Source organism: Parafrankia sp. BMG5.11, from assembly GCF_004337455.1.
Genome location: NZ_SJXI01000113.1, coordinates 24,461 through 38,302 on the forward strand (window position 1 = coordinate 24,461; position 13,842 = coordinate 38,302).

Annotated in this window: 14 protein-coding genes and 1 pseudogene; 6 read left to right on the forward strand and 9 right to left on the reverse strand. The window is 71.2% G+C overall.

Features of this window, described 5'->3' with window-relative positions; translation table 11 throughout:
* Window positions 1-3: 3 nt before the first annotated feature.
* From E0504_RS45345 to E0504_RS45355, 3 genes are read left to right on the forward strand one after another with little or no spacing between them, the layout of a single operon-like run.
* On the forward strand, window positions 4-861 hold the full coding sequence (locus E0504_RS45345) for a GvpL/GvpF family gas vesicle protein (protein WP_112106750.1): 858 nt from the start codon (window positions 4-6) through the stop codon (window positions 859-861).
* Entirely contained in the window at window positions 858-1,547 is a 690-nt protein-coding gene (locus E0504_RS45350; RefSeq protein WP_112106751.1) for a hypothetical protein, read from the forward strand. The genes E0504_RS45345 and E0504_RS45350 overlap by 4 nt, the downstream gene beginning before the upstream one ends.
* Window positions 1,544-2,569 (forward strand): SRPBCC family protein, encoded by a 1,026-nt coding sequence (locus E0504_RS45355; protein ID WP_112106752.1) that lies wholly within the window; start codon window positions 1,544-1,546, stop codon window positions 2,567-2,569. The genes E0504_RS45350 and E0504_RS45355 overlap by 4 nt, the downstream gene beginning before the upstream one ends.
* A gap of 81 nt (window positions 2,570-2,650) precedes the next feature.
* On the opposite strand, the gene E0504_RS45360 is transcribed toward E0504_RS45355, so the two are convergent.
* From E0504_RS45360 to E0504_RS54735, 4 genes and pseudogenes are all read right to left on the reverse strand, one after another.
* Window positions 2,651-4,111 (reverse strand): aminotransferase class I/II-fold pyridoxal phosphate-dependent enzyme, encoded by a 1,461-nt coding sequence (locus tag E0504_RS45360; protein WP_112106753.1) that lies wholly within the window; start codon window positions 4,109-4,111, stop codon window positions 2,651-2,653.
* Between the two features lie 63 nt (window positions 4,112-4,174).
* The gene (locus E0504_RS45365; protein ID WP_131627578.1) at window positions 4,175-4,492 is read right to left on the reverse strand and encodes a hypothetical protein; all 318 of its coding nucleotides are present in this window, start codon (window positions 4,490-4,492) and stop codon (window positions 4,175-4,177) included.
* A gap of 481 nt (window positions 4,493-4,973) precedes the next feature.
* Entirely contained in the window at window positions 4,974-5,474 is a 501-nt protein-coding gene (locus E0504_RS45370; RefSeq protein ID WP_112106754.1) for a hemerythrin domain-containing protein, read from the reverse strand.
* Between the two features lie 412 nt (window positions 5,475-5,886).
* Window positions 5,887-6,027: pseudogene (locus tag E0504_RS54735) on the reverse strand (cyclase); the annotation flags it as partial.
* 479 nt (window positions 6,028-6,506) lie between these two features.
* Between E0504_RS54735 and E0504_RS45380 the strand changes: the two are divergent.
* Complete coding sequence (locus E0504_RS45380) at window positions 6,507-7,469, forward strand: Rieske (2Fe-2S) protein (protein ID WP_112106755.1); 963 nt, start codon at window positions 6,507-6,509, stop codon at window positions 7,467-7,469.
* 307 nt (window positions 7,470-7,776) lie between these two features.
* On the forward strand, window positions 7,777-8,190 hold the full coding sequence (locus E0504_RS45385; protein ID WP_020461522.1) for a DUF2267 domain-containing protein: 414 nt from the start codon (window positions 7,777-7,779) through the stop codon (window positions 8,188-8,190).
* Here E0504_RS45385 and E0504_RS54740 read toward each other — a convergent pair.
* From E0504_RS54740 to E0504_RS45410, 5 genes are all read right to left on the reverse strand, one after another.
* Window positions 8,184-8,354 (reverse strand): CinA family protein, encoded by a 171-nt coding sequence (locus E0504_RS54740; protein ID WP_112106756.1) that lies wholly within the window; start codon window positions 8,352-8,354, stop codon window positions 8,184-8,186. The genes E0504_RS45385 and E0504_RS54740 overlap by 7 nt on opposite strands.
* 127 nt (window positions 8,355-8,481) lie before the next feature.
* A complete protein-coding gene (locus E0504_RS45395) occupies window positions 8,482-9,018 on the reverse strand; it encodes an FHA domain-containing protein (RefSeq protein WP_071064254.1) in 537 nt (178 codons plus the stop codon).
* A 65-nt stretch (window positions 9,019-9,083) separates the two neighbouring features.
* Window positions 9,084-9,551 carry a Rieske (2Fe-2S) protein gene (locus E0504_RS45400; RefSeq protein ID WP_112106757.1) on the reverse strand — a complete coding sequence of 156 codons (468 nt, stop codon included), beginning with the start codon at window positions 9,549-9,551 and terminating at the stop codon, window positions 9,084-9,086.
* 84 nt (window positions 9,552-9,635) lie between these two features.
* Window positions 9,636-10,205 carry a DUF6529 family protein gene (locus tag E0504_RS45405; protein ID WP_112106758.1) on the reverse strand — a complete coding sequence of 190 codons (570 nt, stop codon included), beginning with the start codon at window positions 10,203-10,205 and terminating at the stop codon, window positions 9,636-9,638.
* 140 nt (window positions 10,206-10,345) lie between these two features.
* Complete coding sequence (locus E0504_RS45410) at window positions 10,346-10,606, reverse strand: hypothetical protein (protein ID WP_071064261.1); 261 nt, start codon at window positions 10,604-10,606, stop codon at window positions 10,346-10,348.
* Between the two features lie 129 nt (window positions 10,607-10,735).
* Here E0504_RS45410 and E0504_RS45415 point away from each other — a divergent pair, with 129 nt between their 5' ends.
* Entirely contained in the window at window positions 10,736-13,828 is a 3,093-nt protein-coding gene (locus tag E0504_RS45415; RefSeq protein ID WP_112106759.1) for an AAA family ATPase, read from the forward strand.
* The last annotated feature ends 14 nt before the right edge of the window (window positions 13,829-13,842 follow it).

Here is a 13,842-nt window from a genome sequence, read left to right on the forward strand (position 1 = left end):
GCCATGCCTGTCGTGCTGTACGGAATCGTCCGGGCAGGCCATCCCCTCCCGGACCCGGACCCGGACCCGGCGCTCGGCATCGGCCATCCACCCGCGCCACTGCGGCTGGTGCGTTCGGGCCCCCTCGCCGCGGTCGTCAGCGGGACGGCGGACATCGGCGAGCTCGGGGAACAGGAGGCCGTCAGACACCTGGAGATCCTCCAGCGGCTGCTCGTCGACGGCCCGGTGCTGCCGGTACGGCTGGGAACCGTCGCGCCGGACGAGGACGCCGTCCGGACGGAGGTACTCGAACCGGTCCGTGACAGCCTTCCCGAGCAGCTGGACGCGATCGACGGCCTGGTCGAGCTGCATGTCGACGTCGAAGAGGCGGAACAGACCGAGCTCGCGGAGGCGGTGGCCGCCACCTCGCTGGCCCACGCCCCGCCCCCGGAGGACCTGGACGGCCGGATCCAGCTGGGGCAACAGATCGCGGAACTCGTCGTCGCGCGCCGCACGGAACAGGCGCGGGCGATTCTGGACGAGCTGCGCCCGCTGGCACACGCGGACCGGCCACGCAGGCACCACGGGGGGCCGGAGGATCCCGCTCTCAGCTGGGCGTTCCTCGTCCCCGCCGACGCACTGGCCGACTTCGACGCCGCTGTGGAGCGGATCCGGGCGACCCGGCCGCACCTGACCGTCGAGTACGTCGGACCGCTACCCGCGGTCGACTTCGTCGAGTTCCCCGCCCGAGTACTCACCGAAGCCCGCGAGGCCGCCGTGGACGGCGGCTCCTTCGGCGGGTCGGGCCGATGGGGCTGGGGCGAGGACAGAACCGGGTCCGACCGACCGAGCAGGGCCCGGGAGAGAGAGGAGCTTCGATGATCAACGTCAAATGTGCCCTGGCACTCGCGGGAGGTTATGTCCTCGGCCGGACGAGGAAGGCCAAGGCGGCCATCGGCCTCGGGCTGTGGATCTCCGGTCGCAACTATCACGCGAAGGACGTCGTGCGCGACCAGGTGGTCCGGCTGTTGCACTCCGCGGACGGCGAACAGCTGATCAACCAGATCAGGGGGCCGGCCACGGAAGCCGGCCGGCGCGCCGCGGTGGCCGTGTACGAGGCCCAGATCGATCGGCTCTCCGATGCGCTGACCAAGCGCACGGAACGGCTGACGGCGACGCTGGGCGACTCGGAGAAGGTTGTCCGGGACTCGGAGAAGGTTGTCCGGGAGGGAGCCGAGGCCGCCGTCGGAGGCCTCGTCGGTGCCGTGACGCCCGGTAAGCTCCGTGATCGCAAAGGCGGCGGTCAGCCGTCCTCGGAGCGCACCGACGAACGTGGCCCGAGCGGCAACGGCCCGGTCGACGAGGACCACGCCGAAACACAGAACGCCACCGGCCGCGACAGGACGGAAGCGGGCCGCGCGGCCGATCAGGACGACAGCGACGAGGGCGGGACGGAGCCGGCCGCCGAGCGGCGGGTCCCGGACAGGTCCGCCGGACCGCGCCGGGACACCAGCCGCGAACCACTCGAGCGGGCGGCGCAGGGATCCACCGGTGGAGGTGCGCGATGACCCGGACGACGGAGCAACCAGACGGCCTGGTCGGCGCCCTCCTGCGCAGTCCAGCGAGCAAGAGGCTCGCCGACCAGGCGGGAAACCTGGCGAAGGCGGGCGGCAGCCGGCTGGCCGGGCGGGTCGGTGAGCGACTCACCTCCAGCACGGACAAACTCAACGGTCTCAGCGACTCCGGTGGGCAGATCTCGTCCCTCGCCAAGGGTGCGGGAAGACTGGCCGAGGGCCAGTCTCCACTGAAGGCGGCGGCCGGGACGATCATGTCGAACGTCAAGGACAAGGTGAAGGGGGCCTTCGGCGCGGCCAAGGGCAAGGCCGGTGGGAAGAGCGGGCCACCCAAGGCGATGAACATCGAGGAGTCGGTGGACATCGGCGTCCCGGTGTCGGTCGCCTACGACCAGTGGACGCAGTACCCCGAGTTCGCCAAGTTCATGAAAGGCGTCGAGGCGGTCGAGACCAAGAGCGAGACCGATCAGAACTGGCGGGTCAAGGTCTTCAAGTCCCGGCGCAGCTGGCAGGCGAAGGTGACCGAGCAGGTCCCCGACCGCCGGATCGTCTGGACATCCGAGGGAGCGAAGGGCTCGGTCAAGGGCGCCGTCACCTTCCACCCGCTCGCCGACGACCTGACGCGCGTGCTGCTGGCGATGGAGTACTACCCCAGCGGGTTCATGGAGAAGACCGGCAACCTGTGGCGCGCCGGTGGGCGACGGGCCCGGCTGGATCTGAAGCACTTCCGCCGCTTCGTCATGTTCAGTGGGGAGGCCACCGGCTCCTGGCGGGGCGAAATCCGGGACGGAAAGGTCGTTCGCTCCCCGGACGAAGAGCAGTCCGAACCCCGCGAAACCCGGCGATCCGAACCCCGCGACACCCGGGAGGAGGCGCGGAGCTCGGAAACCACGCAGGCCGCACAGGACAGTGACGACCAGGGCGCGGCGACGTCCGGGGAATCCGAGGAATCCGAGGTGCGGGCCGGGTCGAAGTCCGACCAGCCCGCCGGTGCCGACGAGCCTGTCCGAGCCTGAGGCGGCCTCGTGGCCGGGCGTTACGGCCGTGTTCCGGGGCAGGCCTCTTGCGCAGGGCCACATCGTCGCGGACGTCTTCCGTCAGGTTCGAGTGACCTGGATCGTGGCCAGCGCTCGGTCAGCGGCGTCGGGCACGGCCATGCCCGCTGACACACCGCTGAGCAGGTAGCGCAGCACCGGTCCGGTGATGCGCTCACCCGGCAGTACCACCGGGACACCAGGCGGGTACGGGGTGAGTTGTTCGGCCGCGACCCGGCCCACCGCCAGCTCGGGTGGGACAGCTTCGGTGGGACCGAAGAAGGCGTCGCGCGGCAGATCGACCGTCTCCAGCTCCAACTCGGTGGGGTCCGGCACCTCGACCGGCGTCGGGCGCTCGAGGTCGGGCGCGGCGTCGACAAGCCGACGCAGCGCGGCCAGCAGACGCCGCCCACTGCGGGCGTCGTCGGCGAAGGTGAACTGTGCGCAGACCCGCCGGTGATCACACATCCCCATGTCCAGCTGGGCGTGCTGGCGTAGCCAGTCCGCGGCCTGATAGCCGCTGATCTCCAGCCCCGCGGTGTCGATGACGATCTGAAGGCGGTCCAGGTCATGGGACGCCTCAGCGCCGCACAGCTCGTCGGTCATGACGTGCAGCCCCGGCAGCTGCTCGATACGAGCACGTAAACCGTCGGCGAGATCGAGAGCGGCCCGCAGCAGGGTGGAGCCCTGTTCCACCATCTGCCGGCGCCAGCCGTCCATCGCCGCGTACAGCAGGACGTTGGGGCTGGTCGTGGCCAGCAGGTCGGCGCAGGCCCGCAGATGCCGGGGGTCGATGAGGTCGCCCTGCAGGTGGAAGACCGATCCCTGTTCGAAGCCGGCGCCCATCTTGTGCACGCTGACCACACAGACGTCCGCACCGGCGTCCATCGCCCACGTGGGAAGATCGCGGTGGAAGGGCAGGTGGGCACCCCACGCCTCATCCACGATCAGTGGACGGCCACGACGATGGCAGATCCCGGCGATCGCGGAGATATCGGCACACGTGCCACAGGGCGTCGGGCTGGTCACCAGCATGCCTGCCGCGTCCGGGTAACGCTCCCAAGCTGCCTCGACATCCCCCGGTGACGGTGGATGGGCCAGGTGCCGCCCGGCGTCCCACCGCGGACGCACCCAGCGCGGCCGCAGACCGGACAGGATCAGCCCGGCGATCACCGACTTGTGCGCATCACGCCCGACGAGGAGATCGCCTCGGCCACCCGCCACGGCAAGCATCGCCGCCTTGACCGACAGCGAACTGCCGCAGGTGGAGAAGAAAGTGTGTTCGGCCCCGACCGCGTCCGCCATCAGCTCCTCAGCTTCCGCGACGAACCCACCTGAGGTCTGCCGGTCGTCAAGCCCGGACGTCGCGAGGACATCACCGCGGAACGCGTCGTCTCCCAGGACCGCGCGGACCCTGAAGTCCGCGCCCCGGCCCTGCTTGTGCCCGGGCGGCGTGAACCCATAGCGACCGAGTCGGTGATAGTCAGCGAGCGCGTCCAGGATCGGTGTCTGTGCGTGATTCATCCCCCACCGATACCCACGACACGCATTGCTCACCCAAGTTCCGGCTCTCCCGATGTGGCCCGCTTAGCGACGGACGCCGGTTCGCCGGTTGATCTCGTTGGCGAATCTGGTGTTTGTGGACAGATTCTCGAACGGCGGATTCGCGGCGTCCTCCGTCGCGATCAGGTCGGGCTGATTCCCGAACCGGACGGGGGAAACCGGATCGGTGGTGTCAGCCCCGGCCATGGCCGGGGCTGCGTCTTCCGGCGGCATCATGGGCAGGGCTTCGTCTGGGCGGCCTGCGCCCCACTCGCCGGCGGACTCGCCAGACGGCGTTGCAACACGACTGCGCATGCGGGCAAGCCGCCCGACGGCAAATCCAGCCCAGAGCGCCGCCACCACGAGAAACGCGACCCTGCCATGAGCGTTCCCGCGAGCCTCCGGACGCTGGTGTGAAAACATCTTTTGCCTCTCGAGATCTTTAGTACCGACAGGAGGTCCCGACTCACGGATTCTCCCGAAACTTTCGGCTGCGCACCGAAAACAGCGGGAATCGTGTCCGGCCCGACCGCGCGCCGCTGACGCATGCCAGGAGAACATCCGCCTGTACCGTTCGCCCCGGCCTGGCCTCGCCGATCACAGGTACCAGGAACCGCCCGGCCGGCTGCGGCGTCATCGCAGAAGTTTTACCCGGCCGTTCCTGCACCTGCTCCGGCCGCTGCTGTCCCCTGTCCCTAAAACCTCGGGGCACCGGACGGGACGAGGAAGGGCCCCTCGCCGGCACGGCGGGGTTCGTCCCGCTGCGCCCCGTCGGCGGCGGCCCCGCGACGAGCAGAACCGACGGTCCGCGATGACGCTCCACCGCGGGTGACGAACCCGTCGACTACTTGATGACGGCGTCGATGGTCTTCTTGATCGCGCTTGGCTGGGCCGGGCTGTGTGGGGCCTTCTCCTTCGCCTCCAGCAGACGTTCCCCGATCTCGGACAGCTGCTTGCGACCGAGCTTCTCCCGGACCTTGGGGAACCAGCCCTCTTCCTCCTCCTCGATGTGGCGCGTCACGTTCTCGATCAGAACGGTCGTCTTGGCACTAAAACGTTCCGCGTCGGACGGAAGAGCGGCGAGTTCCACGGCCAGCAGGTCAGCCATGTGGTGCTCCTCATACGACTCGAGGATCTCGTCCCCCAGGTCGGGCAGAAGGCTCCGCACCTCCGGATACATGACCTCGTTCTCGATGTAGGTGTGCACGGTGAGCAGCTCGATGATCTTCTCGACGAGCTTGCCCTTTGCGGTGACGGCTCTGTCTCCCACCTGCTGGAACTGCTTGAAGGCGGCCTTGATGTCCTTGTGGTCGGCCTTCAGGAGCACGATCGCGTCCGTCGACATCGAGCTTCCTCCGAAATCTTGTCCTGGGTGGGCGCTCGTTGCGGCGCGTCCCCCCGACGCTGGCAGACAAACGCACGGCGGCGCTCAGGCTTCGCCTCGTCGCCGGCCCGAAACCCTCTGTTCACCGGTAAGCCTGCCCGGATACTCGACCGTTCACCCCGTGACGGGGGCACGATCCACGGCGAAGCGTGCACCCGACCCTGACTCGGCTGGTGCGGCTCACGGGTCCCTGATTCGGTCGTGGCGGGCGGGGGACCGTGAGGGACATGGCCCGCGACGCCTCCGGCGGCCCGGAGATCACCGCGAAAGACTTCCGGACCTGGTCGGCGACCGTGCTCGCGGCGGTCGCACTTGACCATGAGCGCGCCGCTGGCTCGTGAGAGGGCCTCCCCGAGCGCGCGCAGACGCGCCGTCACCCGGATGTGCAAGGAGGTCGGTCGACCTGGCCGCGCCAGGCTCCGGTCTCGCTGCCGCGGCTCTCGATGAACGCCTTGAACCGCTTCAGATCGGCCTTCACCCGCCGCGGGAGGTCGCCAGAGACCTCGACATACCCGGCCGTTCAACCATCCGGAAAGAGCCGCCGTCCTTGCTTCCGGCGGTCCCACCACACGTGAAGCCGCACGACTCCCTGGTTGAGCTCTGCGCTGAGACCGCCGGCGGACGAACGCCATCCCCGGCCGTCTCGTCATGTCCACCGCCTCGTCATGTCCACCGCGCCGGCGCCAGGACAGCCCAGCAGGACGACATGCGTCAGGAAGGTGGGCAGGCGCCGCCTTCGTCACCGACCGCCCGCCCGATGCCGGAGGACGCCATTGCCGCACCTCCCGCATCACGGCTGATGCGTCCGTTCTGACCCAGGTCTGTTCGAAAGCCGCCGGAAGCAAACGGGAACGTGTGCCGGGCCTTGGCACGGGTACGCGTCCGTTGCACGCCACCCGGCGCCAGCGGCTCGCCGGCAAGCGCCGATGCCGGTGGCGAGCGGCTGCTGCATCGCAGCTGGCCAGGTCGTGAAGCGTGCGAGAAGAGGTCGACATGCGCGGATCCGAACGGCTGCTCGATCGGCTTGAGCGAGAGCAGAGGCTTGATGCCCCTGCGGAGGCAGTCTCGGGCTTCTGGTCGGCGGCGCTGCGCTCCGAGCGGTTGCGCGATGTGCTCAGCGGCCGGCAGCTCGGGCATCCGCTGCATCCCGCGGCGATCCTCGTCCCGGCGGGGACGCTGCTGAGCGCGACGATGCTGGACACCACTGGTGGCGCCGCCCTCCGCCCGGCCGCGCGACGGCTCGTCGGACTCGGCCTGCTGTCAGCCGGACCGGCCGCGCTCGCCGGGTGGTCGGACTGGCTCGACACGAAGGGCGCCGAGCGCCGGGTCGGGCTCGTCCACGCCGCTTCCAACGTGGTGGGACTCGCAAGCTACGCGATCTCATGGCGCCAGCGTCGTCGCGGCGCGCGTGGGCTGGCCGCCAGTCTCGCGGGTGCGGCCGCCCTCGGCCTCGGCGGCTGGTTGGGTGGTCACCTCGCCTACGCGCTGGGGGTGGGGGTGGACACCACCGCGTTCCAGCGGGGGCCGGCCGAGTGGACGGACGTGCTGGCGGCCAGCGAGGTCACCACGGAACTGCGGCAGGTCGAGATCGATGGGGTGCCGGTGTTGCTGACCAGGGTCGACGGTCAGGTCGTCGCGATCAGTGACCGCTGTACCCACCGGGGAGGCCCGCTGCACGAGGGCGAGCGCACCGGCGGCTGCGTGCGCTGTCCCTGGCACGGAAGCCAGTTCGAGTTGGCCTCCGGCGAGGTCGTCCAGGGCCCCGCCACCCGTCCGCAGCCGGTCTACGAGGTCCGCGAGACCGGCGGGCGGGTCGAACTCCGCCGCTCGGAGGTCCGGACGCTACGCGCCAACCCCGTCGGACCGTCGCCCAGCCCGGACGCACGGCTCCGGATCTCGGCCGAAGGCCAGGCGGTGACCAGCGCGGCCATGCATCGCACGACCCAGCACATATAACGAACCACACCCCCCGGGTGGGAGACCCGAGCGCCCGTCGCGGTCCGGCCCTCCCGCCGGATCGGCATGCTGGTGACACCTGCCCAAAGGTCTAGAACGCCTCGCAGACCGGCGCTGTCGATGCCGTCGTCGTCGGTGATCAGCGCGCGCAGGCGAGGACTGCGCCGTCCGCGAAGGCGGGACGGTTTCGCGGACGGCGCCGCGGGGAGGGCGATGACGGAAGGAGCAGCTGACGGCGCATGGCCGCCACCGAGGCCGAGATCCGGGTGTCGGGACACCCCACAGGCCCGCTCGGAGCGGGCTGCTGATGGGAGAGGTGAAGCTGTTGAAGCAGGACGAGATCGTCTCCGCCGTTCGCGGGACCGCCCGGATAGACAGCGTCGAGCACGCCGAGGCCGCCGTGCGGGCGACTCTGTCGGTACTCGGCGAGCGGTTGTCCGGCGGGGAGACCAAGGACCTGGCCTCCCAGCTCCCGTCGCCGTTCGCCCAGGCGCTGCCGCCAGCCGGCCGTGGCGAACGGTTCGGGCTCGACGAGTTCTATCGGCGCGTCGCCGAGCGGGAAGGCGAGGGCTGCGACGAGGCGCATGCCCGCCAGCATGCCCGGGCGGTGGTCGCGGCGCTGAAGGCGTCGATCAGTCCGGACGAGTTCGAGGACGTCGCTGGGCAGCTCCCCAGCGACTACGCCGACCTGTTGGGCCGCGAGCCGGTCATCCACTACTGACCACGGACCGCACGCCGCTGTGCGCTACTCGAATCGGAGAGGCCTGCCGTGCTCGCGGCGGTGCGTATCGCAGCACGGTTCCCGTCGAACTCGTGCTGTCGCACTGTGACGTCTCCGTCCGCTGCGATCGCGACGAACACCTCGCCGAGCCGGAGCGCTTGCACCCGCGGCTTCTTCTTTGGTTCTCACAAACTATGGAGAATCACGCGGTGGCCGCCCCCACTTCACGCCACGCCGTATCTACGCATAGAGACCACACGGCGATCGCTGCTGACGCCCTGTCAGAGTTGATCAGGTAAGCGCGATCAGTGCGCCGACGGCGAAGGCGGCTGCCGCCAGCCACGCCAGGGTGGGGAACGCGCGAGCCCAGCGCGGTGGCGCTGCCGTCTTGACCGGGGCCGGGACGGCGGCTGGTCCGGGTCCCACCGGGCGCAGCCGCCCGGCTGCCAGCGGGCCGCCGCCGGCCAACACGGTCGCCATGTCGCCGACGTCGCGACCCGGTCCGGGCTGGGCTGGTGGTCTGGCCGCCGAGCGTTGCGGGACGAGCACCAGTTCCGGGCCGTCGGCCGCGCCGAGCCGCACTCGGACCTCGTCGAACTGGACGCGCACGGTCGCGGTCCGCCGCCCGTCGCACCACATGCCGTTGGTGCTGAGGTCACGCACCGTCCACCCGTCCCCGCTGGGTTCGAGCTCGACGTGTCGCCGCGACACCCGGCTGTCGGCGACGACGACGTCCGCGTCCCGCCCACGCCCGACGACGGCCAGTCGTTCGCCGGGCAGTATCACCTGGGTGGAGGGCGTCCGGACACGCAGCGGTACCGGGCTCATCGGTTCCCCATTTCTTCGGTCGGCAGGTCGGGCCGGTCAGGCCGGTCAGGGCCGGTTGTTCGAGGTCAGGCGGTGAACACGGTGTCGTCCTGGACGACGACAGCCACCGGCGCCAGCGGGGCCTTCGCCGGACCGGCCACCGGTGCCCCGGTCGCCGTGTCGAACCTGCTCCCGTGGCACGGGCAGTTGATCGTGCCGCCCGCCACCGAGCCGACGGTGCAACCCTGGTGGGTGCAGACGGCCGAGAACGCGAGCACCTCGTCGCCGGCACTGCGCGTGAGCACGACGCCGACGTCGTCAAGAACCAGGCCACCGCCGGTCGGCACCTCGGCGAGGCCGGCAAGGCGCTGCCCGCCCCCCGCCCCGGCGCCGCCACCGCCGTTCGCGGCCGCCGTCGCCGGTTTCGGCTCGGCCGCGTCGCTGCCGCTCGCGACGACGTAGCCAGCGACGCCGGCGACCACAGCCACCAGGCCGGGTACGGCCCGGCGCGACAGCATCCCCGCCGGGGCCGCCGGGTGTGCCGCTTCTGACATGGTGCCCTCCGTGTTCGGTTGTCCGACGACCCACCTGAACGCCGAACGATGATCGAGATGACTCGGCTGATCGAGATGGCTCGGTTAGACGTGCGGGATGCCCGAGCGCGTGAAGAACCACAGTGACGCCGTCAGCCACAGCACGACGAGGGCGGTGAGCACGGCGGAGCCGAGCACCGGCAGTGCCCATCCGGGCAGCCCTTTCGTCCGCAGGCCGATCATCTTCGCCGCGTAGGCGCCGTAGAACGTGCATCCGGCGAGGCTGTGCAGGAACACCCGCGAGTCCGCCGTGGCGAAACCGAGTGACCAGATGCAGTGAAACGCCACCGGCAACGTGAAGATGAACGCCGCGCTACCGCTCCACCGGTGCAGGATCGCCGCCCACGCCGGAGCCGACCCGGCACCGGGCAGTCGGCCCCACATCCACAGTGCCGTGGTCAGTTGCACCACGAGCAGCAGCGCGGCGGCCGTGGTGAACCAGGCTTTCATCGGCAGCGGGCCGGAGAAACCGAGCGTGTACAACGGCCGGCCGGCCGGATCGTGCGTCTTTGCGTACACCCCGAGTGAGACGGCTACCGCGGCGCCGACGAGCAACACGCCGGCGATCCCGATACCGCCCGTCGCCGGTCGAGCCCGTTCACTGGCCGTCGTCATGATCAGCCTCCATTGACGCCCTGATTCACACGGTCCTGGTTCCCACGGTGCCGTGGGAACCAGGACAAACCTGTCGTGCCGGGACAGCGCGAAAACATCGGGGGAACCCCTGGCACGGACAAGGCACGCCGGTCGTCCGATCAGGGGATCGGCACCTCGGCGACGTGCACCACCTCGGTCCGCGACGTCAGGTACGCCGGCAGGTAGCCGAGTGCGGCGCTGGCGTCCGCGGCCTCCACCGTCCAGAAGATCGTGTGCCGGGCGTCGGCGGCCTGGCCGTTCCTGCCGCAGGAGGCGAGCGCCCGGCCGTGGCGCAACGGGCTGTCGAACCCGCGCCAGGCCGCGAACGCGAACCGGCATTCGGCCGGCTCATGTCGGTGACACAGGATGTAGGTCGCCATGAACAACAGCGTGGCGCCGGCGACGCGACCGGGTACATCAGGGAACCTCCTAGGTCCCGACCATCTCGGGCCTGTCGCACCGACGACCCGGGTACTGGATCGCTGGCCGGCAGGGACGACAATCGCCCGATGGGGGAACGGGGTTCGCTGGTCGGGCGTGACCGGGAAATGGCCGCGGTGGGCGCCGCGTTGGACCGGCTCGCCTCGGCGCGGCGCCGGCCAGGTTTCGACTGGATGGAGATCCGTGGCGAGCCCGGCATCGGTAAGAGCCGCCTGATCGGCGAACTCACCGAGCTTGCCGACGCCCGTGGCCATCTCGTACTGCGGGGCCACGGCGCCGAGCTCGAACAGGACATTCCGTTCAACGCCCTCGTCGATGCGCTCGACGACTACCTCGGCGCGGTGGATCCGGCGCGGTTGCGCCAGCTCGGCGCTGACCGGCTCGACGAGCTGGCCGCCGTGTTCCCGGCGTTGCGCTCGCTCGGGACCGTGCCGACCGGCAACACCTCCGAGATGCAGCGCTGGCAGACCTACCGGGCGGCACGAGCGCTCCTCGAGCTGCTCGCTGCCGACCGGCCGCTGGTGCTGGCCCTGGACGACCTGCACTGGGCCGACACCGCGTCGGTCGAGCTCGTCGCTCACCTGCTCCGCCGGCCGCCGAAGGCGCGGGTGCTGCTGGTCGTCGCGGTGCGGCCCCGCCAGGTGCCGAAGGCGCTGGCCGCGGCGTTGTCGGCCGCGGAGGCGTCCGCCGTTGTCGCGGCCACCGACGGCCAGGCCGGGACGAACTCACACGCGACCGTGGGCGTTCGACTGGAGCTTGCCCCGCTGTCGCCCGAGGACAGCGACTCGCTGATCAGTCCGGTGACCCGTGACCCGGCTGTCCGGCGTCGCTGGTATCGGGAGAGCGGCGGTAACCCGTTCTACCTCGAACAGCTTGCCCGCACCCGCACCCGCACCCGCCCGCTGTCCGCAGCTGCCGGGCCGTCCTCCGTACCGCCGGCGTCGGCGGCCTCGACCGGCCTCGACGGACCGGACGACGTGCCGCCGGCGGTGACGGCGGCGGTCGGCGCCGAGATCGCACAGCTGCCCGAGGTCGTACGGCGGTTCGCGCAGGGCGCTGCTGTCGCCGGCGAGGTGTTCGAGCCGGACCTGGCCGCCGAGGCCGCCGCGCTCCCCGAAACCGACGCCTTCGAAGCACTCGACGCGCTGGTCGCGGCGGACGTGGTGCGACCGACCGAGATGCCGCGCCGGTTCACGTTCCGGCATCCGATCGTGCGCCACGCCATCTACATGTCCGCCGGGCCGGGCTGGCGGATCGCCGCTCACGCACGAGCGGCTGATGCGCTCGCCGCCCGAGGCGCCGCGGCCACCGCCCGAGCCCACCACGTCGAGCGTGCCGCCCGTCCCGGCGACGAGGCCGCGATCGCGCTGCTGACCAAAGCGGCCGCGGCCAGCCGGCTACGCGCGCCGGCAGCCGCCGCGCACTGGTACGCCGCCGCGCTCAGACTGTTACCGGGCGGTGAGTCGAGCCCCGGCCAAAGTGCCGACGTCGACGTGGACGCGGACGGCGGGTTGCGGCGACTGGAGCTGCTGTCCCGGCTGGCTGCCGCACTCGACGCGAGTTACCAGCCGCAGCAGGCCCGCGTGGTACTCGACGAGATCATGGGTCTGATTCCGCGGGAATTCGGTGCCGAGCGGGCTCATCTCGTCGCGCTGCGCTCGGCGGTCGACCACGTGCTGGGCCGGCACGGCGAGGCGCGTGCCCTGGTGTTGGACGCCGTGGCGAGCGCCGAACCGGGCACCCGAGAGAGCTGTCTGCTGCGGCTTCAGCTTGCCATCGACCATTTCTACACCGGTGAATACGATGGGATGCGCCGCTGGCAGCAGGAAGCGCACGCGCTCGCTGGCACGCTCGACGACGCCCCGCTGCTGGCCGCCTCGGCCGGACTGCTGGCGGGTGCCGAATACATGGTCGGTGACGTCCCGGCCGCGATCGCCGAGGCCGCCGGCGCGGCACGCCGCTACGACCTGCTCTCGGACGACCAGGTCACCCCGCACCTCGACAAGCTCGCGTGGCTGGGCTGGACCGAGGCGTTCCTCGAACGGTTCACCGACGCGCTACGCCACCTCGACCGGGTCGACGCGCTGGCGCTGCGCAACGGCCGGGGCAGCATCGGCACACTGACGGCAGTCGCACGGTCGCTGGTCCTGACATTGCGGGGACGGTTGCCGGAGGCCTCGGCGGCGGCCGAAGCCGCGGTGGAGGCGTGCCTGCTCACCCCGCACCTGCCCTTCCTGTCCTGGGCGCTGGCGGCGCGGTGTGCCGCGGCGACGCTGGCGGGGGACCTCCCCGAGGCGCTGCGGTCGGGCGCGCAGGGAGCGCGGGCGGCCAACCCGGAGACTGACGCCGTCTCCGTGATGGCCGGTTCCTATTTCGCGGAGGCGCTGGTCGAGGCCGGTGAGCCCGACCGCGCCGTCGATGAACTACTGGGTGCGGCCGGCGGCGCCGAGCTGCCGCGCATCGAAGCTCCCATTCGGCCGTACTGGTACGAGGTGCTCACGCGGGCCGAACTGGCTCGCGGGATGCCGGAGGCGGCCGCCGGCTGGGCGGTGCTCGCCGAGCGGACGGCCGCCGACGCCGGCGGTGGGCTCGCGGGACGGAAGGCCTCGGCGATGCGAGCGAGAGCAGCCGTCGAGTTCGCCAGGGGACAGTCGTCGGCCGCCGCCGCGTCGGCGCTGGCCTCAGCCGCCGAGGCCGAGCGGGCCGGCCTGCCGATCGAGCTCGGCCGGTCGCTGATCGTGGCTGGGCGGGCGCTGGCCGCCGACGGGCAGAACGCGCGGGCGGTCAGCGAGCTGCGCCGGGCCGAGGCCCGACTCGACGCATGCGGTGCCAACCGTCCCCGGGACGAGGCGGCCCGGCTGCTGCGCCAGCTCGGCGAGCGGGTGTCCCGGGGCGGTCGACCGTCGACGCGGACCCAGGCCCGGGCCGCTCAGACCCTGGCTCATCACCAGACCCAGGCGGTCGTCCTCAGCGTGGCAGCCGGCACGCTCAGCACCCGAGAACGTCAGGTCGCCGAGCTGGTCGCCGCCGGCCAGACGAACCGCCAGATCGCCGCCGCGCTGTTCGTCAGCGAGAAGACCGTCGAGAGCCATCTGACGAAGGTGCTCGCCAAGCTCGGCGTCCCCACCCGAGCCGGCGTCGGTTCCGCGCTCCGTTCCTGACCGGCCCATTCACG

Coding starts and splice junctions, on each gene's coding strand:
- E0504_RS45395 (WP_071064254.1), bottom strand. CDS start 9,018: ATGAGCCCGGTACCGCTGCGTGTCCGGACGCCCTCCACCCAGGTGATA.
- E0504_RS45415 (WP_112106759.1), top strand. CDS start 10,736: ATGGGGGAACGGGGTTCGCTGGTCGGGCGTGACCGGGAAATGGCCGCG.
- E0504_RS45360 (WP_112106753.1), bottom strand. CDS start 4,111: ATGAATCACGCACAGACACCGATCCTGGACGCGCTCGCTGACTATCAC.
- E0504_RS45405 (WP_112106758.1), bottom strand. CDS start 10,205: ATGACGACGGCCAGTGAACGGGCTCGACCGGCGACGGGCGGTATCGGG.
- E0504_RS45345 (WP_112106750.1), top strand. CDS start 4: ATGCCTGTCGTGCTGTACGGAATCGTCCGGGCAGGCCATCCCCTCCCG.
- E0504_RS45380 (WP_112106755.1), top strand. CDS start 6,507: ATGCGCGGATCCGAACGGCTGCTCGATCGGCTTGAGCGAGAGCAGAGG.
- E0504_RS45370 (WP_112106754.1), bottom strand. CDS start 5,474: ATGTCGACGGACGCGATCGTGCTCCTGAAGGCCGACCACAAGGACATC.
- E0504_RS45400 (WP_112106757.1), bottom strand. CDS start 9,551: ATGTCAGAAGCGGCACACCCGGCGGCCCCGGCGGGGATGCTGTCGCGC.
- E0504_RS45385 (WP_020461522.1), top strand. CDS start 7,777: ATGGGAGAGGTGAAGCTGTTGAAGCAGGACGAGATCGTCTCCGCCGTT.
- E0504_RS45410 (WP_071064261.1), bottom strand. CDS start 10,606: ATGGCGACCTACATCCTGTGTCACCGACATGAGCCGGCCGAATGCCGG.
- E0504_RS45350 (WP_112106751.1), top strand. CDS start 858: ATGATCAACGTCAAATGTGCCCTGGCACTCGCGGGAGGTTATGTCCTC.
- E0504_RS45355 (WP_112106752.1), top strand. CDS start 1,544: ATGACCCGGACGACGGAGCAACCAGACGGCCTGGTCGGCGCCCTCCTG.